The sequence below is a fragment of the Botrimarina sp. genome (genome assembly GCF_040219535.1).
GTDB lineage: Bacteria > Planctomycetota > Planctomycetia > Pirellulales > Lacipirellulaceae > Botrimarina.
This window is the reverse complement of record NZ_JAVJSH010000029.1, coordinates 240,165-265,698: the sequence shown is the minus strand read 5'-3', so window position 1 is coordinate 265,698 and position 25,534 is coordinate 240,165. Positions and strand designations below refer to the sequence as shown.

Genomic DNA, 25,534 nt, shown 5'->3' with positions numbered 1-25,534 from the left:
CTTGTTGGGTTTTCCAGCGGGGCCGCCCCCGCTCGGCCGCCCCCATGGCCGTTCGCCTTCCGCCTTTCCGCGTTCCCACTCCGCGTGCCCGCCCCGTGCCTCTCGCTCTGTTGCTCGCCGGTTGCCTCGCTTGCGCCACGTCGGTGCTGTGGATCAAGCTCTCGGCGATCGAGCCGGTGCTGCTCACCGCGCTGCGGCTGTCGCTGGCGGCCGCGCTGCTGGCGCCGTGGGCGGTGCGCGACTGGCGGCGGCGGCGCGACGAGCTGAACCTGTCGCACCTGCGCGACGTGGCGATCCCCGCGGTCGCGCTCTTGCTGCACTTCATCACGTGGATCTACGGCATCCGCCTGACGCTCGCGACCAACGGCACGCTGATCGTCAACCTGACGCCGCTCGCGACGCCCTTCCTGCTGGCGGCCCTGTCGCACGAGCGCGTCACGCCCCGGGAGTGGGCCGCCACGGCGCTGGCGATGGGCGGGCTGGCGATCCTCTTCGCGTCGGACTTCCACCTGACGCCCGACACCCTGTGGGGCGATGTCGTGTGCCTGGCGTCGATGCTGCTGCTGGCGACCTACCTGGTGCTGGCCAAGCGGTTCCGCCACCACCCGACCACGCTGCTGTACGTGACGCCGCTGTACGCGATCGCCGGCGCGATCGGGCTGGCTCTGTCGCCGCTCGCCCGGTCGACCACGCCGGTGGACTGGCGGCAGGAGTGGCTTTGGGTTGCGTTGCTGGTGCTCTTGCCGACCGTGCTGGGGCACTCGCTGATCAACCAAGCGATGCGGAGCATGCGTGGACAACTGGTGTCGGTCATCAACATGTCGCAGTTCGTGTTCGCCGGGCTGATGGCCTGGGCCGCGCTGGGCGAGCGGCCGACCGTGGCGTTCTACCCGGCGGCGGCCTTGGTCGCGGCCGCCGGCGTGCTGGTGGCCGCGCCGCGTCGGCGGCCGGGGAAGCCGGCGCCCTTCGCGCCGGAGGCGGAAGGCTGACGATCAATTTGCACAAGCGGCGGTGCGAAAATTTCGAAATTACGCCCGTTTCGCCAGTTGTTGCGTCTTGCTTGCCGATGGAGTGAGCGATAGGTTTAATCTGTCGGGCCTGAGATTCATTCTCAAAAGCCCGCCGTCCCGGATCCCCGCTCCCCCCATAAACGCTCCCGCGGCGCCCTATGGTCGCTCTGTCTAGCCAATCGCCGGCTCCCCTCGCTTGCGGCAACGAAGCGCCGCTGTCGCAGCTCGCCCGTGGCGGCCACGGCCGCGTTACGCGGGTCGTCGGCGATTCGGCCGAATCGGTGAGGCTTCGGGCGCTGGGCTTCTGCCAGGGGCGCCGGGTCGAGGTGCTGCGGACCGGTCCCACCTGGGTCGTGCGCGTGCTTGGATCGCGGATCGGCTTGTCTCGTGAGCTGGCCTCGAGCGTGCTGCTGACGGCCGCCTGAGCAGCCCAGCGTGGCCACTCAACCGGCGCCCACGAAGCCGGCGCCCACGCAACCGTGGCTTGGCGCCATTGCAAGCCTCTTCCCTACGGCGACCAGAGTGGACGCTGCCCCCCCTTCCGCCGAGGCGCCTTCGGCCCCCGCTGCTGGGGTGGCCGCGGCGAGGGTCGCCCTGATCGGCAACCCGAACGCGGGGAAGACGTCGCTCTTCAACCGCCTGACCGGTCAACGCGCACACACGGCGAACTTTGCCGGCACGACGGTGAGCCACCGCCGCGGCGTGCTGAAGCCCGCGCCGGGGGAACCGCTCCGCTCCGCGCCGATCGAGCTGGTCGACCTGCCCGGCCTGTACAGCCTCGAGGCGACCTCGCCCGAAGAGAAAGCGGCCGTGGCGGCCCTGCGAGGCGAGCTGCCCGGCGCCGCCGCGCCGGACGCGGTGGTGATCGTCGTCGACGCGACGAACCTCGAGCGCAACCTGCCGCTCGCGGTTGAGGCGCTCGCCCTCGGGGGTCCGACGCTGGTGGCGCTCAACATGCGTGACTTGGCCGAGCGGCTCGGCCTGAAGCTCGACCTGGACCGCCTCAGCGGCCGCTTGGGCTGCCCGGTGGTGAGCGTGTCGGCGCGGACGGGCGAGGGGCTCGACTCGCTGGTCGCTGCGATCCACGCGCTGGCGGACCAGAAACCGTTGCCCCAACTCGACGCGGCCGCGTGCGCGTGCACGAGCTGCTCGGGCTGCGGCTACGCGTCGCGGTTCGACTGGGCCGAGTCGGTCCGCGCGGACTCCCTGTCGGGCGACCCCGAAGCGCCGAGCCGCCTGACCGACGCGCTCGACACCGTGCTCACGCACCGCGTGGGGGGCCTCGCCGCGTTTGCGGTGGTGATGCTCGGCCTGTTCGTCACGATCTTCTCGGTCGCGACCGTGCCGATGGACCTCATCGACGCGCTGTTCGCGTGGGCGGGCGACTCGATCGGCCGCTGGCTGCCCGAGGGCGACCTTCGCAGCCTGGTGGTCGACGGCGTCATCGGCGGCGTGGGGGGCGTGCTGGTCTTCTTGCCGCAGATCTGCCTCTTGTTCTTTTTGCTCGCGCTGCTGGACGACTCGGGCTACCTGGCCCGCGCGGCGCTGGTGATGGACCGGCTGATGCAACGCGTCGGCCTGCCCGGCAAGGCGTTCGTGCCGATGCTCTCGGCCCACGCGTGCGCGATCCCGGCGATCATCTCCGCGCGGGTCGTCGACGACCGCCGCGACCGACTGACGACGATCCTCGTCGCGCCGCTCTTGTCGTGCTCGGCCCGGGTGCCGGTGTACGTGATGGTCGTCGCGCTGCTGTTCCCCGACCGGCCGCTGGCCGCCGCGCTGGTGTTCGCCGGCGCGTACGCGCTGGGCATCGTCGCGGCGCTGGGGGCGAGCCTGGTGCTCAAGCGGACCCTGCTGCCCGGCGAGCCGCGCCCGCTAGTGATCGAGCTGCCCAACTACCGCTTGCCGAGCGTGCGCGACAGCCTGCTGCGGACCGTCGATCAGGCGTGGGACTTCGTCAAGAACGCGGGCACGACGATCCTCGTGATCTCGCTCGTGCTGTGGGCGTTGGCGACCTACCCGAAGACCGACCCGGCGGCCCTGCCGGCCGACGAGATGGCCGCCGCCCAGGTGCAGCTCGAGAACTCCTTCGCCGGCCAGATCGGCAAGGCGATCCAGCCGGTCTTCGCGCCGCTGGGGTTCGACTGGCGGACAACGGTGGGCGTGGTCTCTTCGTTCGCTGCGCGGGAGGTGGTCGTGTCGACGCTCTCGATCCTTTACGGCCTGGGCGAGGAGGGGGACACCGACTCGCTCCTGGGCTCGCTCAAAACCGCCCAGCGCCCGGACGGCACGCTGGTGTTCACCACCGCGACCTGCCTGAGCCTGCTGGTCTTCTACGTGCTGGCGATGCAGTGCCTGCCGACCCAGGCGGTCACGTGGCGGGAGACCGGCCACTGGAAGTGGGCCGCGCTGCAGCTTGGCTACATGACGGCGCTGGCCTACGGCGCCGCGCTGGTGACTTATCAGGTGGCCCGCACGCTCACGTGACCTTCGGCCGCTGAGCCGGATTGCAAGGTTCTTTCCGTTTGTAGCGGCGGCGGTCGGCCTTGCCGCCATCCGGATGGCCACGACGCGTGCTGCCGGCGAACTAGGTTTCGATCGAACGCTCCGCGCCGATGCGTGGGTCTCGACTCCCGACCGACCAGCACCCGCTAACGAACTATGGCCGACTCGCTCCTCGCCGATTGGCAGCCCGACGATTTCCAAGCGCTCGAACGCGGCGTGTTGGTCGCCGGCCACCGGCTGGCCGAGACCGGCCTGTTCACCGACGACGCGCTGGCCGAGGTCTTCGACTCCCACCCGGCCGAGCACCTGTCGGTCAACACGATGGGCAAGTCGAAGGAGAAGTTCGACTGGCGCGAGGGCGACCGGAACGGCGTGCCCGGCGACGAGCTCGTGCAGATGGTCCGCGAGGGGCACCTGTGGATCAACTGCCGGCGGATGCTGCAGCACCAGCCGGCCCACGCCGAGGTCATCAACCGGCTGTTCGGCGAGCTCGAATCGGGCGCTTCGCACTTCAAGGCCGAGGACCGCACCGCCAACCTGCTCGTCAGCTCGCCCGGCGCGTGGGTCCCGTACCACGTCGACATGCCCGTGAACATGCTGTGGCACATCCGCGGCCGGAAGCGGGCGTGGGTGTACCCGCATTTCGACAAGCGCTTCGCGTCGAGCGTTTGCCTCGAGAAGGTCTGCTCCGGCGAGTGGTCGGAGGACGTGCCCTACGACCCCGCGTGGGACAAGTACGCCCTCGTGTTCGACGCCGAGCCGGGCCAGCTCGTCACGTGGCCGCAGCTCGCGCCGCACCGGGTTGAGAACCTCGAGGGGCTCAACGTGTCGCTCTCGACCGAGCACAAGAACCCCCGCGCCCGCCGGCGGCTGAACGTGCACACGGGCAACCACGTGCTGCGGAAGCGGCTGGGCTACGCGTGCCAGAGCATCGAGGCGGACGGCTGGGCCGCGCACGTGAAGCAATTCATCGCGCGGGTCGACCGCTACGCGGGCAAGCTGTTCGGCAAAGAGAAGGAGCAGTGGACCTACCCGATCACGTTCGTGCTCGACCCTAGCGAGCCGGACGGCTTCCGCTTGCTGGAGGTCGACGAGCGCACGGTGCTCGCCGCGCACGAGCAGCAAGAGCCGGTCGCGGTTTGAGGCCGGTCTCTTGTGGCCGAGTCGGCTGGCGCTTCGCCCGAGGCTAGCGCCGTCGGCTCGAGCAACAACCGGATTCCCCCTGGGCCGAGCGCGCTGAGCGTCGGGTGAGCGAAGGACCGACCGGCGCGCTTCGACCGCCCGAGGCTAGCGCCTGCGGCTCAAGCAACAATCGGATTCTCCCTGAGCCACAGGCGATAGCCTCGGGCTGCCCCGGTCACCGGGTACCCACCACGAGCGGACTATGCGGCTGGAAGTCATCGAAACGCTCGCCGCGCTCCGCTCGCTCGAGCCCGAGTGGCGGGAGCTTGCGATCCCCTCGCCGATGCAGTCGCCCGAGTGGCTGTTGAGTTGGTGGGAGGCCTACGGCGAGGACGACGCGGCTTGCTCGCTCTGGACGCTCGCCGTGCGCAACAGCGCCGGCGTGCTGGTGGGCCTGGCTCCCTGCTACGTCCGGCTGCGCACACTGGCCGGGCCGACGCTGCGATTGCTGGGCGATGGCCGCGCGTCGACCGACCACCACACGATCCTCTGCCGCACGGCCGAGGACGAGCCGGGCGTGGTCAGCGCGGTCGCCAAGTGGGTCGTTGACTCGGCCGGCGACACCTGGCGCCGAGTGCGCTTCGAAGCGATCGACGCCGACGACCGGGCGATGAACCACCTCGAGCGTCTGCTGGCGGAGGGGGGCCTCGACACCCAGCGGATCGACGACCTGGGCAGCTTCCCCGCCGAGATGGCAGCCCACGGCGGCGAGCCCACGTGGGAGAACTACCTGGCGACGCTCAGCAAGAACCGCCGCAAGCGGCTCCGCAAGTGGCGCCGAGAGTTGCTCGACACCGGCCAAGCGACGGTGCTCGTCGCGCAGACCGAGGCCGACCGGCAAGAGCTGTGGCCGCTGCTGGTGAAGCTGCACCGCGAGCGCCGCGAGGCGATGGGCCACCCCGGCGTGTTCGACGAGCCGCGGTTCGACCGCTTCCACCGCCTGGCGAGCGAGCGGCTGCTCGCTAAGGGGCGGTTGTACTTGGCCGTGCTCGAGCTCGACGGTAAGCCGGCCGCTGTCGACTACGCGCTGCAAGACGAGCGCGCCGTGTACGCCTACCAGGGCGGCATCGCCCCCTGGGCGCTGGAGCGCGACGCGGGCCACCTGTCGCAGATGGTGCTCGCCGAGACGGCGCTCGCCGCGGGGCGCACGCGGCTCGACCTGCTCCGCGGCGACGAGCCGTACAAGCTCAGCTGGGGCGCCGTGCACCGACCGGCCAGCACGCTGCACGTGCGGCCGCGCGACGCGGCGGGCGCGTTGGAGCGGTGGGCGGGCGCCGCGTACCGCTCGCTTCGGGATAGGAGGCTTCGGGCTTCGGGCCTCGGGCTTCAGGGCACGGCAGGCGAGCTTACTCCCGAAGCCTGAGGCCCGAGGCCCGAAGCCCACCGCGTCAGCGGCGCCGCTGAGCGAACACCCAGTCCCACACCTGGGGGCACTCGAAGGTGGGCGTCCAACTGCCGTGGCCAACGCCGGGGTACTCGGTGTAGACCGGCGTGCCGCCGGCCTCTCGGATCGCCTGGATCATCTCGCGCGAGCGCTCGACCGGCACGGCCGTGTCGGCGTCGCCGTGGAAGGCCCACAGGGGGAGCTTCGCCAGGGGCTCGCCCCAGGCCGGGTTGCCGCCGCCGCAGATCGGCGCCGCGGCCGCCCAGAACTCGGGCTCGCGCGCGGCCATCTCCCACGTGCCGTAGCCCCCCATCGAGAGGCCGCTCACGTAGAGCCGGTTTTCGTCGACCGACTCGGTTTCGATCAGGTGCTCCACCAGCGCCCGCACCGCGTGCATCGGCTCGGTCATCCGCTGGTCCACGCCGAGCGGCACCGACTCGTCGGTCGGCCGGAGCCGCAGCGACCACACGACCGGCTGATCGGAACCCTCGAGGTTCCCCGCGGGGCACTGCGGCGCGAGCACGTACGCGCCGTGCTTGGCGAACCGCTGGGATGCGAACGTCGCGCCGCCGTGGATGAGCTGCCGCTGGTTGTCGTCGCCGCGTTCGCCGAAGCCGTGCAGGAACACCAGCAGGGGCCGCGGGTTGTCGTCGCTGGCGCCGTCGGGCTTGAGCAGGCGGTAGGGGAGCGTGAAGCCGCCGTCGTCGAATGTCGCGGCGCCGAAGGCCTCGAGCACCTCGGGCGTGATCCGCGGGTCGACCGGCTCTTCGGCCATGGCGAGCGGGGCGATGAGTAGGGCGAGCACGGCGAGCAGGCGCATGGTTTTGCGGTCGGGTTGTTGGGCGAAGAGAAGGGTCGCTGGATCAGAGACTCGCGGGCGAGGAAAGCGAAGCCGACGACACGTCGTCCCTGACGCCCGTCTCGGACGCAACATCACGAAGGTATTCGGGCGCTAAGTCGGCGCCGCACGCCCATTCGATCGTGTGGTCTGTCAGGCTGAAACAGCCGAAAGTGGCGGGGTCCGTTAAGGGAGCGAATACGGGTCCACTCAGTCGGCCCGAGAGATCAATCACCCCTGACCAACCATCGCTGAAGCGCAGCCAAAGGCGGTGGGCTCCGTGGTGTCGCGCCTCTAAGACTCGCAACATGACTATTCCAGGGGGTCGATGGGAACAAGCGGCTCTTCTCGCCGGACCCGTTCCCAGTTTTCGCGGAGTTCATCCCGATGCAGCTCGTGCCATTCGAGAACAGCGCGGAGCGCTCGCCTGGGAAAACGTCCCTCGCAAACGCCCGAGTCGATCTCGACCGTTATATCGTACTCGCCGTAGGTGGCGTGATAATGCGGCGGCGGATGGTCGCGGTAGTACATCCGCACCACGACACCGAGAAAGCGAGAGATCTCCGGCATGCCGGAATTCTAATCGCCTACCCATAGGGCTCAAGAATCGCGTAAGGCTCGATCTGGCCCAGGCCGAGCGACTCGGCGCCGTTGGCCTCGCCCTCGGCGATGCGCCGGCCCAGCGCGGTCACCTGCTTGAAGTAGCGGTTGCTGGGGCGCTCGCCGGTGAGCTTGCGGCGGAGCTGTTGGCAGAGCAGGTCGCCCGCGTCGCGGACGACCGGGTCGGCGTGCTTGCCCGCGTAGAGGGAGGTGACCAGGATCGTGATCAGGTCTTGGGTGCGCTGGCTCAGCTCGGCCATGCGGCACTGGCGGTCGGCCAGCTTGAGCTGGAACTTCTGCATGGCCGAGTCGATCTCCAGCGCCATCCGCGGCAACGCGTCGCACGCGTACGCGGCGTGGCGCTTCAGCTCGTCCGGCATCGGCGGCAGCGAGGCTTTGCCGACTCCGCCGAGCATCCGCCCGAGCCGCCACTTCACGTAGGGCCCGGCGACACGGGACAGAACCATGGCGTGCCGCGGGTTCATCGGGTTGGGCTTCTTGATGCCGGCGGCGGCCATCGCCTTGCCGACGGGCTCGAAGTAACGCTTGCCGTGATCTTTAACGAGCGACTTGAAGAACGCCATGCCGAGCATCTCCCCCTCGCCCTCGTAGATGCAGGGGGCCAGGTAGTCGGCGATGTTGTCGCCCAGCGGGTGGCCGGCGAGGAAGGAGCGGCCGCCGTGGGTCTTCATCATCAGCTCGATCGCGGCGTGTTTCTGCGCTTCGGAGCCGAAGATCTTGGCGATGATGCACTCCATCTCGCCGCGGTAGCCGCGGTCCAAGAGGTCGCCGCACCAGGCCACCAGCGCGTCGGCCCCGACGATCAGCGACGCCAGCTCGCCCACGCGGCGCTGGACCAGCTCGCGGCGGGCGATCGCCTCGCTGTAGGTGACGCGGTACTCGGCCCACGGCAGCATCGACGCGAGCATCAGCCGCATCGTGCCGGCCGCGTTCGCGCACAGCGACACCCGGCCCAGGTTCAGCCCGTGGTAGGCGATCGTGAGGCCGTCGCCCTTGGGCGGGATGAGCAGGTTGCCCCTGGGCACGCGGAAGTCGCGGAACACGATGCCGCGGTTGTACAAATGCCGCAGCGCATAGATTTCGTACTTCTTGAGCTGGAAGTGGTCGTCCTCGGCGGCCGGCAGGTCGACGATCATCACCGAGGGCTTGCCCTCGACCAAACAGACCAGGCCGATGGTGCGTCCGGGCCGCACGTTCGAGATGAACAGCTTCTCGCCGTTCACCACGTACTGGTCCCCCTCGAGCACGGCGGTGGTCTTCAGCGCGGTGAGGTCGCTCCCCGCGCCGGGCTCGGTCAGGGCGAACGCGCTGAGCCGCTCGCCGCTGGCCAGCTTGGGCAGCCACGTGGCCTTCTGCTCGGGCGTGCCAAAGGTCTTCACCGGGTCGACCGCGCCTATGCAGCCGTGGATCGACGCGAGGCCCGCGATCGTGCCGTCGAGGGTGGCCATCTGGGTGAGGAACGCGGCGACGGTCGAGAACTCGGCGCCGACGCCGCCGTGGTCCACGCCGACGAGCATGCCCCAGTAGCCGGCCTCGCCGAGCTCGGCGAGCACCTCTTCGCGGACGCGGCCCTCTTCGTTGTGCAGCGTGCCGGCCCGCTTGTGCCGGCGGACCACGCCGAGCGACGCGGCCATCGTCCGCTGCATGGCTTCGTTCGGAACGGCGGGCTTGCTCGTAAACTCCTCGACCGGAACGGTCCGCTCCCACACGGCGCGGTGCGCCGGGCTGTTGACCGTCTGGTACTGCGGGGCGAAGAGGTCCTCGACCTGGTCGTCGGCCCGGTCGATCGCGCCGGTGCGGCGGGCCTCGTCGTCGGACTTGCCGCCGAGCTTGAGGGCCGTTTCGGCAAACGAGGCCTCTTCGGCGGGAGGGGCGGCCGGCGCGGGCTGCGGCGCCGCGGGCGCGGCGGGCGACTGGCCGCGGTGGTTTGCCTCCGACGATCCGGTCCCCTCGGGGGTGGTCGTAGTGGGTGCGCCGCGCATGGCCGCCTCGGGGGGGGGTGAGGGTGTTCGCTGAACGAGAAGAGGGACCCTTGCTTAGTATAGAAGTACGGACGCCCGACACGGGGGGTTCTGTCTGCGGGGGGCGGCGGCCCCGGCGGCCGGCGGCAGAGCGACCCGCATAATCTCGTCAATTAGGTTGACCCGCCTGCCGGATTGGATGAGTCTGTACGGTCTCCCGTGGGGCGGCCGCTGTAGAGCTGCCGGTCGCGGGCTCGCCTCGTGATTACCTGCTTCCGGACCAGGGAGAGCGGCGCTGTGACCAACTTGCGAAGCCTCTTGCTGGCCGCCGCCGTGTTGACGACGCCGGCCCTCTCTTGGGCCCAATGCCGGTGCCAGCTGTGCGAGCTGTGCCTGATGGCGGAGGCCGCGGGTTACACGTCCGCCGACTCCGGCGGGCCGGCCGCGCCCACCCCGCCGGCCTCGCTGATGCTGACGGCCGAGGAGCAGGCGACGAGGCAGACGGTGTTTGTCGACTTCGACAGCCGCACGAGCTTCTCCGATTTGCAGAACGGGCTGGGGTACACCGCGTTCGAGCGCGAAGAGATCATGCGGCGGGTGCGTCAAGACTACGAGCTGTTCGGTTTCGATTTTGTCACCAGCCAGCCGGCCAGCGGCGACTTCTCGACGGTCTGGTTGAACGACGGCCCCTCCTTCGGCATCGCCCAGCAGATCGACTTCCGCAACCTCGACCGGAACGACACGGCGACCGTCAACGTGCCGGTGCGGCCGACCGAGTACAACCGCGTGCTGGTGACCTCGACCGTCATCTCGCACGAGCTGGGCCACGTCCTCGGGCTGCGGCACGCCGACGCGTTCGGCCCGATCGGCGCGGGCATCAACGTGCGGTCGTTCGCCGTGAGCGGCTTCGACTACCCGGGGCCCGACGTCGCCGGCGAGTCCGAGTACCACATCATGCAGACCGACCGGTTCAACGGCGTGGCGTTCGAGACGTTCTTCGGCGAACGCGAGGCGGTGAAGCTGGCGTTCAACGAGTCGGGCGTGGTCGTGAACGAGAGCGACACGGTCAAGCTCTCGTTCACCGAAGCCGAGCCGCTCCAACTGACCAGCCTCGCGGTGCCGAACACGCTGCGCGTCGGTCAGTTCTCCGAGGGGTTCGAGGTGGAAGCGATCACCGTGCTCGGCGCCCTGACCGACGACGCGCGAGCCGACTACTTCTCTTTCGAGGCCCAAGCCGGCGACGTCGTCAACATCGAGGTGATCTCCTCGCTCTTGAACGAGGCCGCCGGCGGTATTGGAAACCGATACAGCGACACCATCAGCCCCGGCCTACGCGTGCTCGACTCCGATGGGCAGGTCTTGGACTTCTACGGCGTCGAAGCCGCCAACACGTCGGGCCCCGAGCTGATCGACGCCTTGGTGCTCGACCTGCTGATCTCTGAGACCGGCACCTACTTCGTCGAGGTGAACGGCCAAGGGGACTTCTTCGAGACCACCGACGAAGAGGGCAACCCGATCCGCAACAACACCGACGGCACGCCCGAGGTCGGCGCGTACGAGCTGTTCCTGTTCACGTTCGGCGTCGACTCGGGCGTCCGCGCTGAGTCCGAGGGCGACTTCAACGGCGACGGCGTCGTCAACGCGGCCGACTACACGCTCTTCCGCGACTCGCTCGCCAGCGAGACCGCCATCGGCGCCGGCGCCGACGGCAACGCCAACGGCGTCGTCGATCCGGAAGACTACCGCTACTGGATCGGCAACTACGGCGCCCAGCGCGACCCGGCCGCCGGCGTGCCCGAGCCGGCCGCGGTGTTGCTGCTGGCGATCGCCACGATCGGCCCGGTCACGGCGCGACGCCGACGCTAGCCACATAGCTCCGGAGCCTCGGGCGTTCGCCCGGGGAGCGCCGAGCCGCATCGACTCCGGTACCCCCTCGGGCTGATGCCCTCGGCGCCGCTTTCGGCCTCACAGCCGGCGCGCCCAGCGGCGTCGGCTGTCTGACGTTCGGGACCTTCGGCGGGCCGCCCTTCACAAAGCGGGCCGCAACTCGCATAAACGGGCGCTCCGGGCCCGCCGCGCGGTGGGCGTTCCCCTCGCCGAGAGTGGCCCCGCTATGCACGACCCTCGCATCGACCAACTCGCCGACGTCCTGCTCGACCACAGCTGCGAGCTGAAACGCGGCGAGACGATCCTCATCGAGGCGATCGACCTGCCCGAGCCGGACCTCGTGTGCGCGCTCGTCGGGGGCGCCGCACGCCGGGGCGCCACGCCGCTGGTGGAGCTGAAGAACCAGCGTGTCCAAGCGGCCCTCTACTCCAACGCGACCGAGCAGGGCATGAAGCTCGCCGGCGGCCTCGAACGCGCCCGCATGGAGAAGGTGCAGGCCTACGTGGGCGTGCGTGGCGCGGCGAACGGCAGCCAGCTCAAGGGCGTGCCGTCGGACCGGATGGACCTGTACCAGGAGCACTGGCTGCGGCACGTGAACGACTACCGCGTGCCGCACACCAAGTGGGTCGTGCTGCGGTACCCGACCGACTCGTTCGCGCAGGCGGCCGACATGCCGACCGAGGAGTTCACCGACTTCTACTTCGACGTGTGCACGGCGGACTACGCGGCGATGGCCGAGGCCCAGAAGCCGCTGGTCGCGCGGCTGGACGCGGCCGACCGCGTCAAGATCCTCGCGCCCGGCACGGAGCTGGAGTTCTCGATCAAGGGGATCCCGGTGATCCCGTGCAGCGGGCAGCGGAACATCCCCGACGGGGAGGTCTTCACCGCGCCGGTCCGAGAGAGCATCAACGGCGTGATCCGTTTCAACACGCCGAGCCGCTACCAGGGGGTGGTGCACAGCGACATCGAGTTCCGCTTCAAGGACGGCCAGATCGTCGAGGCCAGCTCGAGCGACACGGAGCGGCTGAACAAGCTGCTCGACTCCGACGACGGCGCCCGCTACTGCGGCGAGTGGTCCCTCGGCACGAACAACCGCGTGCGCCACCCGATGCTCGACACGCTGTTCGACGAGAAGATCGGCGGCTCGCTGCACCTCACGCCGGGCAACGCGTACGACGAGGCCGACAACGGGAACCGCAGCCGGATCCATTGGGACCTGGTGTTGATCCAGCGCGAGGACTACGGCGGCGGCGAGGTGTGGCTGGACGACGAGCTGATCCGCAAGGACGGGCGCTTCGTGCCGGCCGACTTGGCCGGCCTGAACGACGGCGCCTGACCGCTCGCCGGTCCGGATGCGCCTGGGGGCGTGGCCTGCGCGTTGGCGGGACCGTGGAGAATCTCCGTGCGCGCGTCGGCGCGTGAGCTAGCCTTTTCGGAGCCTAGTGGGCCACACCGTGCGGCCCCTACAACCGCTCCGAACCGAGCTCCCGCGATGGCCGACCGGACCGATCGATCGCGTTTCCCCGACGCGTTGCTGGCGGCCTGCGAACGCCGCCCGGCGGCTACGATCTTCGCGGCGCTGGGGCTGGCCACTCTGATCGCGGTCGCGGACTTCCTGACCGGCGACACCTTCCCGCTGATCGTCTGCTACCTGCCGACGATCGCGATGGTGTGCTGGGTCACCTCGCCGGCGATCGGCGCGGTGCTGGCCGCCGGGTGCTGCGTGGGCTGGCTGTTGGATGACGCGCTCACGCTCGAGATGCAAGGCGTCACCGCGGCCGAGGCTTGGGTGGCCGTGTCGCACGCGCTGTTCTTCGCGATCGTCGTCGGCATGCTCGCGCGGCTGCGCGAAGCGCACGCGAACGAGCGCCGCCTCGCGCGGACCGACGGGCTCACCGGCTTGCTCAACGCCAAGGCCTTCCGCGAGCGGGCGGACGAAGAGATGGCCCGCTCTCGGCGGACCGGCCGGCCGGTGTCGGTCGCCTTTATCGACTGCGACAACTTCAAGACCGTCAACGACACGCTCGGCCACCTAGAAGGAGACCGGCTGCTCTCGGCGATCGCCGATCAGATGCGGCTCACGGTCCGCCAGATCGACATGCCGGCGCGGATGGGTGGCGACGAGTTCGCTATCCTGCTGCCAGAGACCGCGCAGCACGACGCGCAGCTCGTCGTCGAGCGGCTGCGCGACGACCTGACCCGGCGCATGCAAGAGCAGTCTTGGCCGGTCACGTTCAGCATCGGCGTGGCCGTCTACGCGACCCCGCCCGAGTCGGTCGACGCGCTGATCCACGGCGCCGACACGCTGATGTACGAGGTCAAGGCGGGCGCCAAGGACGCCGTCGCTCTGAAGCTGGTCGCTTGACCGGCAGCGCCGGTCGGAGCCGGCGCGACCGCTCCGGCCGCTAGAGCCGCTACGGCCGGCAATCTCGACTTTTCTTGCCGCCGCCGAGCGGCCCTCATCGATAAGTGCCGTAGGCGCGTCGCGGCGCCGTGTGGCCCTTAACGAGCTCAACCCGATCGCTATGAGCGACAGCCCGGTCTACTGGCGCGAGGGCATGTTCCTCACGCCGCAGCACTTCCAGGCGGCCGACCGCTCCGAGGCCCGGCAGCGTCGGCTCGGCTCGCAATGGGACCGCGCGTACAACTGGGGGATCCGGTCGATCGACATCGACCCCGACGCGCTGGCGAACCACCGCCTGGTGGTCCGCCGCCTCGCCGCGCGGATGCCCGACGGCGAGACCGTCGCGTTCCCCGACGACGGCAGCCTGCCGGTGCTCGACCTGCAAGGGCCGCTCCGCGAGCGTGAGGCCGTGCGGGTCTACCTGGGTTTGCCGCTAGAGAACCCCAACCGGCCCGCGGTCGGCGAGGCGTCGGACCCGTCGGTCCGCTGGACGGTCGAGGTCCGCGAGGCGAACGACCGCAACACGGGCCTCGGCGCTCAGACGATCCAGGTGCTGCGGCCCAACGTCCGGCTGCTGACCTCCGAGGAAGACCTGCACGGCTACACCGCGCTGCCGATCGCGCAGGTGCGCCGCAGCGAAACCGCGGCCGGCGCGCCGGCGATCGACCCGGGGTTCATCCCGCCGGTGCTCGCGTGCGACGCGTGGGCGCCGCTGCAGGTGGGCGTGTTGACGCGGCTCTTGGAGCGGATCGAGAAGAAGGCCGAGGTCCTCGCCGGCCAGGCCTTGGGCCGCGGCCTCGGGTTCGACAGCACCGGCCAGGGCGAGCGGCGGCTGCTGGAACAACTGCGGGTCCTGCAAACGGCGGTCGCCGTGTTGTCGGTCGACCTCGGCGCGCAAGGCCAGCCGCCGCTGGCCGCGTACCGCGAGCTCGGCCGGCTGATCGGCACGCTGAGCGTGTTCGCCCCGGACCGGCGAGCGCGGGTGCTGCCGGCCTACGACCACGACGACCTGGCCGGCTGCTTCCTCGCCGCGCGCGACACGATCGAGGAGCTGCTCTCGGCCGTCGTTCAGCCCACGTACGAGCAACGCTCCTTCACGCGCCACGAGTCCCTGCTGCGGGTCGACCTGGAGCCCCGTTGGCTCGAGCCGGGATGCACGCTGCTGTTGGGCGCGGAGTCTTCGGCGACCGCCCAGGACGTGCAGCGGCTGCTGGTCAGCGGTCGCAACGCGAAGTTCGGCTGCGCCGGCCGCGCCGAGGAGCTGTTCCTGCTCGGCGAGGCGGGGCTCGAACCTCTGCGTGTGCTCCAGCCCCCGAGCGGCCTGCCGGTTCGCAAGGGGCTTCAGTACTACCGCTTGGCGGCCGATTCGGCGCCCCAGGAGTGGCGCGCCGTCGAGCGGTCGATGACGCTGGCCGTCCGCTTGAGCGAGAGCGTGCTGGTCGACGAGCTCGCCGACCAAAACGCGGTGGTGATCGACATCGACGGCCGGCCCTCCACGCTCCGCCTGACACTCTTCGCCCTGCAAGGCGACTCGGCGCCGGCCGCTTCGTCGCTGGCGGCGGACGAGCTGGCCACGGTGTGAGTCGGCATAGGGGGCTGTCGAGCCAGCCCGATCTGCCGCTCCGGCGCCTTGCGCCCTCGGCCTACGCGCTCTCGCCCTTGCCGGGGCTAGCGAACGCTGTCGAGGGTCGTTGACTCGATCGGTTGGAAGACCGGCTCGTCGCCGTCGGTGGTCCGCGGCCGGGTCGCGAGCCAGCTGTTCCAGCCGAGGCGGGTCTGGGTCGCGTCGACGGCGCTGGGACGCACGCCGTCACGGCGGAGGACGAGTTGTACGTCGAAATCGACGCCCGGCCCCAACGCCAGCCGCGCGGCTTGGCAGAGCATCGCGAAGCGACGACGCCGCCCCCCCGGCGCCGTGTCGGGCAACAAGGCCTCGAACAGGTCGCGGTCCAGCGGACCCACGCGCAGCCGCACGCGGCTCTGCACATCCCAGACCCGCGCGCCGATCAAGGCGTCGATCCCGAGCCGGCTGGCTCGGTCGCCCAGGCGCGTCTGCTCGGTCGGATCGACTGCGAGCCATTGGCCGCGGAACGGCAGAACCTCAACCGGCGCCCGGAACATGTCGGACAGGAACGCGCCGATCTGCGCCGCGCTGCGCTGCGGCCGGGCCAACGCGCCGGCGTGGCGGAGCACGGCGCGGTCGGGCAAGCGGTCGACGAGCTCGCAGCGCTCGCCAAGGGCCGGCTCGGCGTGGACACGCAGCCGCTCCCGCAGGGTGGGGTCGCCCAAGCCGGCGAGGCTGGCGACCGCGTTGTCGAACGCGTCGGCCGGCGCCGCCGACCCGCACGGCCTATCGGCGCCGCGATCGATACGCCGGCTCGCCCACGCGCGGTAAAGCTGCGCGAGCAGCCGGTTGTTGAACAGGTCGTACCACGCGCGCAGCGTGCGCTTGGCAGCGCCGCGCAGCGTGCGCTCCAGCCGGATGACCTGCTCCGTGTAGTGGCGCGGCAGGACGCCGCTCGGGCCGGTCAGGCCGAAGAACGACACCGTCAGCCGCGGGGGGCCGTCGCCGCTGTCGCTCGGCTGGACCGCGTCGATCGCCGACGCGGGGAACGCCGTCGACGCGGGCGTCTGGAAGCGGACGCGTGCTTCCCCTGTGGGCCGCCGCCCGGCGGGGTCGGCGGGCCGCGACCGCTCGAGCAGCGACACGGCTTGGTAGAAGTCGAACCGGCCCGGCGCGTCGTAGAGTCTCCGCTGGGGGGAGTCTTGGGCGGGGTTCGGCTCGGTCGGCTTGTCGGCGACGGCGGTCATACGAGCGGCGTGTCTCCCGATCGCGGAGGCCACGACTTGATCTCACCGCGCTGCTTCGAGCGGAGGGTGAGCTTCGTGAACGAGTTGACCGTGGCGTACTCGGCGAAGAAGCGCTCCATGACCGAGCCGAACAGCAGCGCGCCGACGCCACGGTAATTGTCCTCGTCGACGTCGACGTCGACCGCCACGCCGCGGCAGAAGCCCCCGTCGCGCGCCGTGCCGATGCGGCACGCGGTCGCCCGGCTGGACACGCCCAGCACGCCGTCGATCATCTCGCTCGCGGCGATCGCCCGCGCGCGGTCGGCGGTGCGGTCGCTGAAGTCGTACAGCCGGAGCATCGCCCGCAACGCGTCGGCGCCCGATTGCTGGTCGACGAGCGACAAGTGGTTCAGCGACAGGTGCGACACCAGGCGCCAGTACGCGCGCTTGCCGAGCGGCGGCCGGATCGGCGCGCTCGGCGGACGCAGGAAGGCGACCGAGCGGACCGGCTGCGACGACTCGCTCCGCAGCCGCAGCCCGGCGGGGCCGGCCGGCAGCCGTGTGGGCAAGTCGCGGTTGGTGCAGGTCGCCCGCACCGTCACGGAGCGGTCGCCGGGGGCGGCCGGGTCGAAGCCGAGGTCGGTCAGCCGCAGCGACACGTCGGTCGCGGCGTCGTCGTGGCGGGCGGCGGGGCGCCGGCGGGTGTGCCAGTACGCGGTCGCTTGCTCGGGGCCTTCCCAGCTGTTCTCGTGGTCCAGCCCGTAGAGCGGCCGGTACTCGGTTTGCGACCGCGGGTCGACGCCTGTCACCCGGTCGACCGAGTAAACCTCGAAGGCGCCGCGGCGCTGCGCTTCGGGGATGACCGGGTACTCGGTGCGGGTGTGGTCGACGCGGATCGGCTCGCAGACCTTCTCTTGCAGGTTGACAACCGGCGTGCAGCCGAGGCGGAACGTGTCGCGCGAGACCTCGTGCGTCAGGCGCTCGTCGGCGTGCGACAGGTACACCACGAGCTCCGCTTCGTGCGCCGCGTCGCGGAGCGCGGCCCGCAGGCCGGTGATGTCGACGAAAGCGAACTTCTGTGGGAACGCGAACAGCTCGGTCAGCAGGCGGTAGGCGGCGCTCGATTGCGACGGGTACGGCAGCAGCCCCTCGTCCGCCGCGAAGCCGACCTGCCTCAACGCAGAGGCCGGCGACTCGCTCAGCTTGTGGGGCCGGCCGCCGCCCGCGGTCCAGGCTTCGACCCGCAACGCGCGGTTGAACAGGCACTCGTACAGCTCGGCCATCAGGGCGCTGTCGCCGTCCAGGCACAGGCGGAGCGTGTCGAGCGAGAGCTCGCCGAGCGGCAGCTCGCCGTGCGTCCGCAACCCGATCCGCACCACCGCGCCCGCGCCGGGCGGCGGCGCGAGGTGGTCGGCGAGCGGCGGGAACCCGACGCTGGCGTGCGTGACTTCGAGCGGCCAGAGCGTGGTCTCGTAGCAGGTGCGGTAGCGGCAGGCGACGCCGTCGACCGGTTCGGTGCGGACCACCGAGCCACGCGGCAAGCGCACGCCGGCCGGCTGGGGGCTGGCCGGGTCGGCTTGGAAGCAGGCGGTCCCCAGCGACGGGATCGGCGCGAGGTAGTGCGGGTAGAGCGTGCCGAGCAGCCCGTCGGTGATCTCGGGGAACTCGTCGTCGAGCTTCTTTTCGACCCGCGCGCTGAGCAGCGCGAAGGCCTCGATCAGGCGCTCCACGTGCGGGTCGCGGCTGCCCTGGTCGTCGAGCAGCAACTGGCCGGCGGCCGCCGGGTACTGCTTGGCGAACTCCCCCGCGTCGCGCCGCAGGAAGTGGAGCTGCTCTTCGTAATAGGGGTAGAGCGTCGCGCTCATGGCCTCTCCGCGGTGACTTGCGTGCGCCCCGACGTGTTCCGCACCCGGATCGGGAGCGACAGCTCGCCGCCCGTGGCCAGGCGCGCCTGGACCGTGAACCGCCCGGCGGCCGACCGGCTGTGGGGTTCTTCGACGCGGACCCGCACGCGCTCGAGCCGGGGCTCGAACCGCTGGATGACGCGGCGGAGGGTGTCGGCCGTGGCCAGTCGCTCGGCGTGGGTGGCGATCGCCAGCGACTGCGGCGCCGGCGCGCCGTAGGCGACGATCGAGTCGGCCGCTCCGGGCGGGAGCCCGGCCGCGTCGGCCGACGGCACGCAGCAGGTGTTCAGCAGGTCTTCCAGGTCGTCGATGATCCGCTCCAGGCGCGCGGGCCCCGGCTCCGCGACGCCGGCCGACGCGTCGAGCAGGCGGTCCAGCAGCGAGGGGCCGAGCGTGGCGGGCATGGGGGGTCCGGGCGAGCGGCGTAAAACAACGGGCCGCGACCGCGCCGTGGCGGTCGCGGCCCGAGGGCGAACGAACTGAGGGGGCGACGGCCTCAGATCGTCTTGTTCTCTTCCAGGTTCCAGCCGGCCTTGACCGGCGTGTCGAGCGCGCCCTTGTCCTTCTGCGGGCGGTACTCGTAGCTGATCTTGGCGAAGGCCAGCGTGACGGTGTCCATCGGCAGCGTCGTGCCGGAGCCGCCGCTGGTGTGGTACGACGAAACGAGGACCTCCTCGAGCTTGATCGAGTAGAAGTCCTCCTGCTCGCCGCCGGCCTTGCGGGCGACCAGCGTGGCCTCCTTGATGTGCTCGCCCTTGGCGCAGCTGAGGAACAGCTTCGGCGAGGCCTTGCACGCGTACATCGTGAAGGTGAGGTCCTGCATGTTGACCTTGCCGCTGCCGCCGCCGGAGGTGAACGGGATGCTCACCGGCTGGGTCTCGCCCCAGCTGAAGCCGAGGATCTGGATCTCCTTGCCGTGCTTGGAGTCCTTCGACTCGCCGTCGATGCCGTCGATCTTCAAGAAGTAGTCGATCGATCCGCCTTGTCCTTTCGCGCCCATGGATGGGTTCTCCGGTTATGGATTGTGTTTTCTGCGTGTGTGGGGGTCGGGGCGTGTCAGCCCTGCATCAGCTCTTCTTCGTCGATCGCCATCCCTTGCAGGCATTCCTCTTCGTCCAGCGCGGCGAGTTGCGCGGTGAGTCGCTGGCCCATGACGTCCGCCTCGCGTTCCAGGCCCGAGTCGTCGTTGACCGGGGTGGAGCACGACTTGAACATCTTGGTCGGCGACACCCGCCCTTGCTTCTGCTGGACGACGTGCCAGGCCTCGTGCGGGAGGTGCTTCTCTTGCCCCGGCGCGATGTGGATGTCGGAGCCCTGCGCGTAGGCGTGGGCGTTGAGCTGGGCGGGTTTGTCGCTGTTGTAGTGGACCCGGACGTCGTTCATGTCGAGGCCGGTCATCGACTCGATGCCGGCCCGCAGGTCGTTCGGCAGGCCGGTCTTGGACGGCTGCCGGCTGCCCGGGGGGGGCTGCGGATGGGGCATGGTGGCTCCTGGTAACGCTCTGGTGGGTCGGGCCCCGGAGGGGGCCGCCCGCCGGGGGCGCTGGGCCCGCGGCGGGCGGCGGATCTCCGGCTCAGCCCTTCTTGGGGACCTCGGCCACGAGCCGCATCGAGGCGCTGAGCGTCTCGAGCTGGAAGTGCGGCCGCAGCCACGCGACGGCCTCGTACCAGCCGGGCTTGCCCGCCACCTCGCGGACCTCGACGGTCGCGTCCGACAGCGGGCACTTGGCCTTGGTCTCGTCGCCGGCCATCGACGGGTCGCACACGTAGTTGGCGATCCAGTCGTTGAGCCACTTCTCGCACTGGTCGGCCTCGAGCATCGAGCCGACCTTGTCCCGGGCCATCACCTTCAGGTAGTGGGCGAAGCGCGACACGCACATCAGGAAGTTGATCTTCGTCGACAGGTCGGCGTTGGCGGTGGCCGCGTCGTCGAAGTAGGTCTTCTGCTTCTGGGCCGACTGGGCGCCCATGAACACGGCGAAGTCGGTGTTCTTCGCGTGCAGCACGGGCAGGAAGCCGAGGGTCGACAGCTCGAACTCGCGGCGGTCCGAGATCGCGATCTCGGTCGGGCACTTCATCGCGACGTCGCCGTCGTCGGTGTTGAACGTGTGGACCGGCAGGCCCTCGACCTTGCCGCCCCCCTCGACGCCGCGCGTCCGCGCGTACCACCCGTACTTGGCGAACGCGTCGGTCACGCGGACCGCGTACGCCCACGCGGCGTTCATCCACAGGTACTTCGAGTGGTCGCGGCCGTCGACGAACTCTTCGAAGCCGAACTCCTCGACGCTCTTGAAGTCCTTGCCGTACGGCAGCCGGCCCAGCACGCGCGGCAGGCAGAGGCCCACGTAGCGCGAGTCCTCCGATTCGCGGAACGACCGCCACGACGCGTGCGCGGCCGACTCGAAGATCTTCGCCAGGTCGCGCGGGTTGGGCAGCTCGGTGAAGCTGGTCAGGTTCAGCAGCGCGGGCGACGCGGCCGAGATGAACGGCGCGTGCGACGCGGCGGCCACGTTCGAGATCAGCTTCAGGAGGTTGATGTCCTCCGGGTGCCGGCTGAACTCGTAGTCGCCCACCAGCAGCCCGTACGGCGCGCCGCCGAGCTGGCCGTACTCTTCCTCGTAGACCTTCTTGAACAGCGCGCTCTGGTCGAACTCGACCGCGCTCTCCAGGTCCTTCAGCAGCTCGCGCTTCGTGACGCACAACACGCGGATCTTCAGCGTCGTGCCGGTCTCCGACTCGTGCACCAGGTAGTGCAGGCCGCGCCAGCTGCCCTCGAGCTGCTGGAACTTCTCGGCGTGCATGATCTGGTTGAGCTGGTCGGAGATCTTCTCGTCGATCTTCGCGATCCAGTCGTTGATCTCGGCCGCCGCGTCGCGGCTGGTGACCTGCCCCTGGTCCACCACCTGGTTGATGAACTCTTGCAGGTAGTCGCGTTGCTGCTCCAGCTCCGTGTCGTCCAGGGCGCGCGAGCTCTCTAGCAGGCGCTCCAGCACGCTGATCTCTTGGTCGGCTTCTTTGGTCGCTTCGGCGGTCGCCATGAAAACGGTCTCCCGTTGCGGGTGGTGTGTTGGTTGGAAGGCTCTCGCCCGGTCACTCGGCCTTGTCGTCCGCGCCGAGCTCGTCGGCGACCTTCTTCGCGGTGTCGGCGTCGCCGAGCACCTCTTCCAGCAACTCGGTGTACGAGTCGTTGCCTTCCATCGTGCTGAGGACCTGGCGGAGCTTGTGCCGGGCCTCGAGCAGCGAGTTGAGCGCGGGGACCTGCTTGGCCACGTTCTGCGGCTCGAAGTCGCTGATGTCCTTGAACTTCAGCTCGACCGACAGGTTGGTCGGCTCGTCCTCTTCGGTCAGCGTGTTGGGGACCGACAGGGCCAGACGCGGGCCCACCTTCTCGAGCACCTCGTTGAAGTTGTCGCGGTCGATCGGGACGAACTTCCGCTCCTTCAGCGGCTTGGGCGGCTCCTCTTGGTCGCCGGCCAGGTCGGACAGCACGCCCACCACGAAGGGGAGCTCCTTCTGCTCGAGCGCGCCGTTGGTCTCGACGTCGTACGTGATCTGCACGCGCGGACGGCGGACGCGGTCCAGCGTGTGTTGCAAGCTCTCGCTCATCGGTCGGCTTCCTCGGTCCAATGGGTCATGAAAGGGGGGAGACTGGTCCGAATCGGACTAGCCAGCGGTTCCGTCCGGATCGGCAATCCCAAACTCGCGGCTCAGCTCCGAGAGCGCCGAAGGCTCGCGGATCAGCTGTTCGATCAGACTCGGGAACGGCAGCCGGCCCAGCCGCACGGCGCGCTTGACGAGGTACGGGATCGGGCTGTGCGGCTCCATCGCGCGGAGCCGCTCGGCGGTGTCGTCCAGCAGCGCGTAGAGCTCCTCGCGGCTGCGCGGGCAGGCGCCGAGCTCGGCGGCGGCCGCCGGCGCGTCGGGCGCCGCTTCGGCGGCGGGCGCGTCGTCGAGGGGGCGGTCGTCGCTGTAGCCCAGGCGGCCGAGCTCGTCGGCCAGCAGCCCGCGCAGGTCGGTGACCGCCGATCGGAGGTTCAACAAGGCCGGCGCGGCCTCGCCGAAGTGGCCCTCGAGCGCCGATCGCAGCGTGTCGACCCAATAGAGCGCGGCGGTCGCCGCCGCGTGGTCTTCTTGCAGCTGCCCGACGCCGCTCGCCGCTCTCGCCCGGCTCAGCAGGTCGGCCTCGTCGGGCGACTTCCCGCCGCGGGCGCGGGTCCAGGCCGTGTAGCTCAGGCGGGCCGGCTCGCGGCCGAGCAGCGGCAGCGTGCGGAGCAGGCTCGGGAAGCACACCCCGCGGTCCGGGTCGTCGAGCAGGTTCGCCAGCGGCGTGGCGCGGCTCTCGAGGGGGTCGTCGCCCAGGGGCGGTGAGAGCCGCTCCCAAGCCTCGTCGACGAGCCGCGCGACCAGCTCTAGGCCGCCCGCCAGCCCGCGGAGGCCCTCCAGGCGGGTGCGCGCCTCGACCAGGTGGCACGCGGTGCGGAGGTCCTTTGCGTGCTCGCGGAGCGCGTGGTCGCAGCGCTCGGCGACGGCGGCCCAGTCGGCCTTCTTGAGTTTCGTGGGGCGGGTCGCGTCGTTGAACTCGTCGGCCGCTTCCTCGCGACGCAGCTCCCGCAGCTCGGGGGCGAGGACCATCGCGAAGTGCGACGCGTCGCCCATGGGGTCGTCGCCGGGGAGCGGCTGGATCAGTGGTTCGAGTTCTGCCGTCGCCATCGGTATTCCGCAGGGGAAAGGTCTCTCGGAACGTAGGTCACCATCACGGCGCGCGACGCGGCCGATCGAGAACGGACGGTTGTTTTTCGCCCCCGGGCCGCCGACCCGCGCCCCGGGCCTAGGATTGCAGAGGCCCCTCCCGAGCCCGACCCGACACGCGCCGCCCCGCCCCACAGCGTTCCGATGCCCGACGCGACCACCGCCGCGCTCGACCGCGTGGCCCGCTACGTGCTCGACCTGCACGCCGACGTGCAGCTCTGTCGCTCGCGCGACCTGCAGCAGGAACAGGCGGCGGTCGAGGCTCTCGTCGACGCGTTGCCCGACCACGACGGCCCGGGGCGCGGCGCCCGCTACGCGGTGGTCTGCTGGGTCGACGAGCTGTTCACCTGCCGCTCTCGCTGGGCCGAGGCTTGGAACGAGAACAAGCTCGAATCGCGGCTCTACGGGAGCAACGACCGCGCTTGGGAGTTCTGGCGGCAGGCGAAGCTCGCCGCGGCGGCGCCGGACAACCGGTCGCTGTCGGCCTATTACCTGTGCGTCGCGCTGGGCTTCCGCGGCGACTGGCGCGACGAGCCGGAGCGCCTCGGCGCGTGGTTCGACGAGGCCAAGGCGCGGCTGACCAAGCTGCCCCAACGCACCGCGCCGATCGACCTCGCGCCGGCCGCCGAGGCGCACCGCCTGTCCGGGATAGCACGGCTGCGCCGCATGCTGGCGGTCGCGGCGGTTGTACTGCTCTGCCTGGCGCCGGTTGCGGCCTACGTGGTTGTGCAACGCTTCACCGGCTGACCGGCGGGCCCCATCGCGCTGGCTCCCCACTAAACGACGACCGACATGATCTCGATGGTCCGCAAACTCGGCGCTCTCTTCGGCAAAGCAGCGGTCGCGCCCTTCGCGGCAATCGGCCGCGGCGCGGCCGCCGGGGGGCCGCTCGCTTGGGCGCTGCACGGGGTGCTGCTGCTCGCGGCTCTGGGCGCGCTCTGGTGGCTCAACGGCTACCTCGGGCTCGACCGGATGGTGCACGCGCCGTCTTGGGTGCTGCGTTCCGCTTGGTTGCCCTTGCTCTTGCTGATCGCGTACTCGGCCGTCTGGGCCGGTTATCTGGCTTGGCGGGCGTTCACCGAGCCCGACGCGGCCTCGCCCTTCCCCGACCTGGACAACGCCTGGCGCCAAGCGGCGGGCGCGTTGGCTCGCAGCGGCCGCGTGCTCGGCGACAAGCCGCTGGTGCTTGTTCTGGGGCAGCCGGGCGATCGCGACGGCGCGCTGCTCGGCGCTCTTGGGGTGAACGCCACCTGTGGCCCCGCGCCGAGCGAGCCGCACGCGCCGCTCCGCGTGGCGGCCGACAGCCGCGCGACTTACTTGCTGTGCCACGACGCGTCGGTCTTGTCGGTGTGCACCGAGCGGCTCGCGCAACGCCGCGCGATGGCCCGCCAGCGGCCGGCCGCCCTACCGGTCGAAGCGCGTGTGCCGGTTGCCCTGCGTGTGGGCGCCGAGGGGCCACCGGTCCCTCTCGCCGCCGAGCCCTTGGCGCAGCGCGGGGTGGACACCATGCACCATGGCGACGAACCCCGGAGCGACCCGTTGCTGACCCGGGAGGAAGCGCTCACCGCGCGGCGGCGGCTGGAGCACTTGCTCCGACTCGTGTCGCGCGACAGCGGGCCGGGCCTGCCGATCGATTCGGTCGCGTTGGTTGTCCCGTGCGACGCGGCCGACTCGGACGCTTCCGCGCACCAGGCCGGCGCCGCGATCCGCGAGGACCTGGCGGCGGTCGCGGCGGTGGCCGGGCTGCGTTGCCCGGTCGGCGTGGTGATGAGCGAGCTGCAGCACGTGGAGGGTTGCGGCGCGCTGCTGCACACCCTTCCGGCCGAACGCCGCGTGCGCCGCTTGGGGGTCGACCTGCCGAGCGACACAACGTGCACTTCGTACGCGATCGCCGAGGCGGTCGACTGGCTGACCGGCGAGCTGACCCCCGCGCTCTGCGGCCGGCTCTACCAAGTCGACGCCGACCTGGCCGACAACGCCGCGCTGTTCGCTTTGAAGAGCGCCCTGTCGGACCGCAGCGGGCGGATCGCGGAGCTGCTGTCGACGGGGCTGGCCGCCGGCGGCCCGGCGGCGTGGCCCCTCGCCGGGTGTCACCTGGTCGCCACGGGCGACCCGCTGGGCGGCAGTCAAGCGTTTGGGTTCGGCGTGCTGGACCGCCTCGCGGAGGCTCCGTCCCACGCCCGCTGGACCGCCGAAGCCCTGGCAGCCGACCGGTCGGCCCACCGCTGGGCGAACCGCGGCTACGTGGCCCTGGCGGCCACCGCCGCGGCGGTGGCGGTGTTGGTCGCCGTCTGAACCAG

The 25,534-nt window shown here is 70.7% G+C and carries 23 protein-coding genes; 11 read left to right on the top strand and 12 right to left on the bottom strand.

Annotated elements, in window-relative coordinates; genetic code table 11:
* The first annotated feature begins 95 nt into the window (after positions 1-95).
* The 5 genes from RIC11_RS17275 (at position 96) to RIC11_RS17255 (ending at position 6,060) form a co-directional block, all read left to right on the top strand.
* Positions 96-989: a DMT family transporter gene (locus RIC11_RS17275; protein ID WP_350213513.1), complete on the top strand. Its 894-nt coding sequence runs from the start codon at positions 96-98 to the stop codon at positions 987-989.
* Between the two features lie 179 nt (positions 990-1,168).
* Complete coding sequence (locus RIC11_RS17270) at positions 1,169-1,435, top strand: FeoA family protein (protein ID WP_350213512.1); 267 nt, start codon at positions 1,169-1,171, stop codon at positions 1,433-1,435.
* A 97-nt stretch (positions 1,436-1,532) separates the two neighbouring features.
* On the top strand, positions 1,533-3,497 hold the full coding sequence (gene feoB, locus RIC11_RS17265) for a ferrous iron transport protein B (RefSeq protein WP_350213511.1): 1,965 nt from the start codon (positions 1,533-1,535) through the stop codon (positions 3,495-3,497).
* A 174-nt stretch (positions 3,498-3,671) separates the two neighbouring features.
* On the top strand, positions 3,672-4,658 hold the full coding sequence (locus RIC11_RS17260) for a cupin-like domain-containing protein (RefSeq protein WP_350213510.1): 987 nt from the start codon (positions 3,672-3,674) through the stop codon (positions 4,656-4,658).
* 241 nt (positions 4,659-4,899) lie between these two features.
* On the top strand, positions 4,900-6,060 hold the full coding sequence (locus tag RIC11_RS17255) for a GNAT family N-acetyltransferase (RefSeq protein ID WP_350213509.1): 1,161 nt from the start codon (positions 4,900-4,902) through the stop codon (positions 6,058-6,060).
* 25 nt (positions 6,061-6,085) lie between these two features.
* On the opposite strand, the gene RIC11_RS17250 is transcribed toward RIC11_RS17255, so the two are convergent.
* From RIC11_RS17250 to RIC11_RS17235, 4 genes are read right to left on the bottom strand one after another with little or no spacing between them, the layout of a single operon-like run.
* Entirely contained in the window at positions 6,086-6,901 is an 816-nt protein-coding gene (locus tag RIC11_RS17250; protein WP_350213508.1) for a carboxylesterase family protein, read from the bottom strand.
* Positions 6,902-6,944: 43 nt separating this feature from the next.
* Entirely contained in the window at positions 6,945-7,229 is a 285-nt protein-coding gene (locus RIC11_RS17245) for a DUF2442 domain-containing protein (RefSeq protein WP_350213507.1), read from the bottom strand.
* Positions 7,230-7,231: 2 nt separating this feature from the next.
* Complete coding sequence (locus RIC11_RS17240) at positions 7,232-7,489, bottom strand: DUF4160 domain-containing protein (RefSeq protein ID WP_350213506.1); 258 nt, start codon at positions 7,487-7,489, stop codon at positions 7,232-7,234.
* A 17-nt stretch (positions 7,490-7,506) separates the two neighbouring features.
* A complete protein-coding gene (locus tag RIC11_RS17235; RefSeq protein ID WP_350213505.1) occupies positions 7,507-9,522 on the bottom strand; it encodes an acyl-CoA dehydrogenase family protein in 2,016 nt (671 codons plus the stop codon).
* A gap of 276 nt (positions 9,523-9,798) precedes the next feature.
* On the opposite strand from RIC11_RS17235, the gene RIC11_RS17230 reads away from it, so the two are divergent.
* The 4 genes from RIC11_RS17230 (at position 9,799) to tssK (ending at position 15,374) form a co-directional block, all read left to right on the top strand.
* Positions 9,799-11,367: a dockerin type I domain-containing protein gene (locus RIC11_RS17230; protein WP_350213504.1), complete on the top strand. Its 1,569-nt coding sequence runs from the start codon at positions 9,799-9,801 to the stop codon at positions 11,365-11,367.
* Positions 11,368-11,614: 247 nt separating this feature from the next.
* The gene (locus RIC11_RS17225) at positions 11,615-12,724 is read left to right on the top strand and encodes an aminopeptidase (RefSeq protein ID WP_350213503.1); all 1,110 of its coding nucleotides are present in this window, start codon (positions 11,615-11,617) and stop codon (positions 12,722-12,724) included.
* Between the two features lie 156 nt (positions 12,725-12,880).
* Positions 12,881-13,753 carry a GGDEF domain-containing protein gene (locus RIC11_RS17220; protein ID WP_350213502.1) on the top strand — a complete coding sequence of 291 codons (873 nt, stop codon included), beginning with the start codon at positions 12,881-12,883 and terminating at the stop codon, positions 13,751-13,753.
* 160 nt (positions 13,754-13,913) lie between these two features.
* Positions 13,914-15,374: a type VI secretion system baseplate subunit TssK gene (gene tssK / locus RIC11_RS17215; RefSeq protein WP_350213501.1), complete on the top strand. Its 1,461-nt coding sequence runs from the start codon at positions 13,914-13,916 to the stop codon at positions 15,372-15,374.
* Positions 15,375-15,460: 86 nt separating this feature from the next.
* On the opposite strand, the gene tssG is transcribed toward tssK, so the two are convergent.
* The 8 genes from tssG to tssA all read right to left on the bottom strand — a co-directional run bounded on the left by tssG (position 15,461) and on the right by tssA (position 23,195).
* Positions 15,461-16,603, bottom strand: a complete 1,143-nt coding sequence (tssG, locus tag RIC11_RS17210) for a type VI secretion system baseplate subunit TssG (protein WP_350213500.1) — start codon at positions 16,601-16,603, stop codon at positions 15,461-15,463.
* Entirely contained in the window at positions 16,600-18,447 is a 1,848-nt protein-coding gene (gene tssF, locus RIC11_RS17205) for a type VI secretion system baseplate subunit TssF (RefSeq protein WP_350213499.1), read from the bottom strand. The genes tssG and tssF overlap by 4 nt, the downstream gene beginning before the upstream one ends.
* Complete coding sequence (gene tssE / locus RIC11_RS17200) at positions 18,444-18,890, bottom strand: type VI secretion system baseplate subunit TssE (RefSeq protein WP_350213498.1); 447 nt, start codon at positions 18,888-18,890, stop codon at positions 18,444-18,446. Before tssE ends, tssF begins: the two co-directional genes overlap by 4 nt.
* A 92-nt stretch (positions 18,891-18,982) precedes the next feature.
* A complete protein-coding gene (locus tag RIC11_RS17195; protein WP_350213497.1) occupies positions 18,983-19,486 on the bottom strand; it encodes an Hcp family type VI secretion system effector in 504 nt (167 codons plus the stop codon).
* A 56-nt stretch (positions 19,487-19,542) separates the two neighbouring features.
* A complete protein-coding gene (locus RIC11_RS17190; RefSeq protein WP_350213496.1) occupies positions 19,543-19,968 on the bottom strand; it encodes an eCIS core domain-containing protein in 426 nt (141 codons plus the stop codon).
* Between the two features lie 91 nt (positions 19,969-20,059).
* Positions 20,060-21,523: a type VI secretion system contractile sheath large subunit gene (gene tssC, locus RIC11_RS17185; RefSeq protein WP_350213495.1), complete on the bottom strand. Its 1,464-nt coding sequence runs from the start codon at positions 21,521-21,523 to the stop codon at positions 20,060-20,062.
* A 52-nt stretch (positions 21,524-21,575) separates the two neighbouring features.
* The gene (tssB, locus tag RIC11_RS17180) at positions 21,576-22,091 is read right to left on the bottom strand and encodes a type VI secretion system contractile sheath small subunit (RefSeq protein ID WP_350213494.1); all 516 of its coding nucleotides are present in this window, start codon (positions 22,089-22,091) and stop codon (positions 21,576-21,578) included.
* Positions 22,092-22,148: 57 nt separating this feature from the next.
* Complete coding sequence (gene tssA / locus RIC11_RS17175) at positions 22,149-23,195, bottom strand: type VI secretion system protein TssA (RefSeq protein ID WP_350213493.1); 1,047 nt, start codon at positions 23,193-23,195, stop codon at positions 22,149-22,151.
* Positions 23,196-23,378: 183 nt separating this feature from the next.
* On the opposite strand from tssA, the gene RIC11_RS17170 reads away from it, so the two are divergent.
* Together RIC11_RS17170 and RIC11_RS17165 are read left to right on the top strand one after the other, a co-directional pair.
* Positions 23,379-23,981, top strand: coding sequence for a DotU family type IV/VI secretion system protein (locus tag RIC11_RS17170; protein WP_350213492.1), 603 nt, complete (start codon positions 23,379-23,381; stop codon positions 23,979-23,981).
* Positions 23,982-24,035: 54 nt separating this feature from the next.
* Positions 24,036-25,529 (top strand): type VI secretion protein IcmF/TssM N-terminal domain-containing protein, encoded by a 1,494-nt coding sequence (locus RIC11_RS17165; RefSeq protein WP_350213491.1) that lies wholly within the window; start codon positions 24,036-24,038, stop codon positions 25,527-25,529.
* Positions 25,530-25,534 lie beyond the last annotated feature (5 nt).

Bases quoted from the DNA above. Each gene is read 5' to 3' on its own strand.
- RIC11_RS17270 (WP_350213512.1), top strand. From the start codon at position 1,169: ATGGTCGCTCTGTCTAGCCAATCGCCGGCTCCCCTCGCTTGCGGCAAC.
- RIC11_RS17260 (WP_350213510.1), top strand. From the start codon at position 3,672: ATGGCCGACTCGCTCCTCGCCGATTGGCAGCCCGACGATTTCCAAGCG.
- RIC11_RS17255 (WP_350213509.1), top strand. From the start codon at position 4,900: ATGCGGCTGGAAGTCATCGAAACGCTCGCCGCGCTCCGCTCGCTCGAG.
- RIC11_RS17250 (WP_350213508.1), bottom strand. From the start codon at position 6,901: ATGCGCCTGCTCGCCGTGCTCGCCCTACTCATCGCCCCGCTCGCCATG.
- RIC11_RS17245 (WP_350213507.1), bottom strand. From the start codon at position 7,229: ATGTTGCGAGTCTTAGAGGCGCGACACCACGGAGCCCACCGCCTTTGG.
- RIC11_RS17240 (WP_350213506.1), bottom strand. From the start codon at position 7,489: ATGCCGGAGATCTCTCGCTTTCTCGGTGTCGTGGTGCGGATGTACTAC.
- RIC11_RS17235 (WP_350213505.1), bottom strand. From the start codon at position 9,522: ATGCGCGGCGCACCCACTACGACCACCCCCGAGGGGACCGGATCGTCG.
- RIC11_RS17225 (WP_350213503.1), top strand. From the start codon at position 11,615: ATGCACGACCCTCGCATCGACCAACTCGCCGACGTCCTGCTCGACCAC.
- RIC11_RS17220 (WP_350213502.1), top strand. From the start codon at position 12,881: ATGGCCGACCGGACCGATCGATCGCGTTTCCCCGACGCGTTGCTGGCG.
- tssK (WP_350213501.1), top strand. From the start codon at position 13,914: ATGAGCGACAGCCCGGTCTACTGGCGCGAGGGCATGTTCCTCACGCCG.
- tssG (WP_350213500.1), bottom strand. From the start codon at position 16,603: ATGACCGCCGTCGCCGACAAGCCGACCGAGCCGAACCCCGCCCAAGAC.
- tssF (WP_350213499.1), bottom strand. From the start codon at position 18,447: ATGAGCGCGACGCTCTACCCCTATTACGAAGAGCAGCTCCACTTCCTG.
- tssE (WP_350213498.1), bottom strand. From the start codon at position 18,890: ATGCCCGCCACGCTCGGCCCCTCGCTGCTGGACCGCCTGCTCGACGCG.
- RIC11_RS17195 (WP_350213497.1), bottom strand. From the start codon at position 19,486: ATGGGCGCGAAAGGACAAGGCGGATCGATCGACTACTTCTTGAAGATC.
- RIC11_RS17190 (WP_350213496.1), bottom strand. From the start codon at position 19,968: ATGCCCCATCCGCAGCCCCCCCCGGGCAGCCGGCAGCCGTCCAAGACC.
- tssC (WP_350213495.1), bottom strand. From the start codon at position 21,523: ATGGCGACCGCCGAAGCGACCAAAGAAGCCGACCAAGAGATCAGCGTG.
- tssB (WP_350213494.1), bottom strand. From the start codon at position 22,091: ATGAGCGAGAGCTTGCAACACACGCTGGACCGCGTCCGCCGTCCGCGC.
- tssA (WP_350213493.1), bottom strand. From the start codon at position 23,195: ATGGCGACGGCAGAACTCGAACCACTGATCCAGCCGCTCCCCGGCGAC.
- RIC11_RS17170 (WP_350213492.1), top strand. From the start codon at position 23,379: ATGCCCGACGCGACCACCGCCGCGCTCGACCGCGTGGCCCGCTACGTG.
- RIC11_RS17165 (WP_350213491.1), top strand. From the start codon at position 24,036: ATGGTCCGCAAACTCGGCGCTCTCTTCGGCAAAGCAGCGGTCGCGCCC.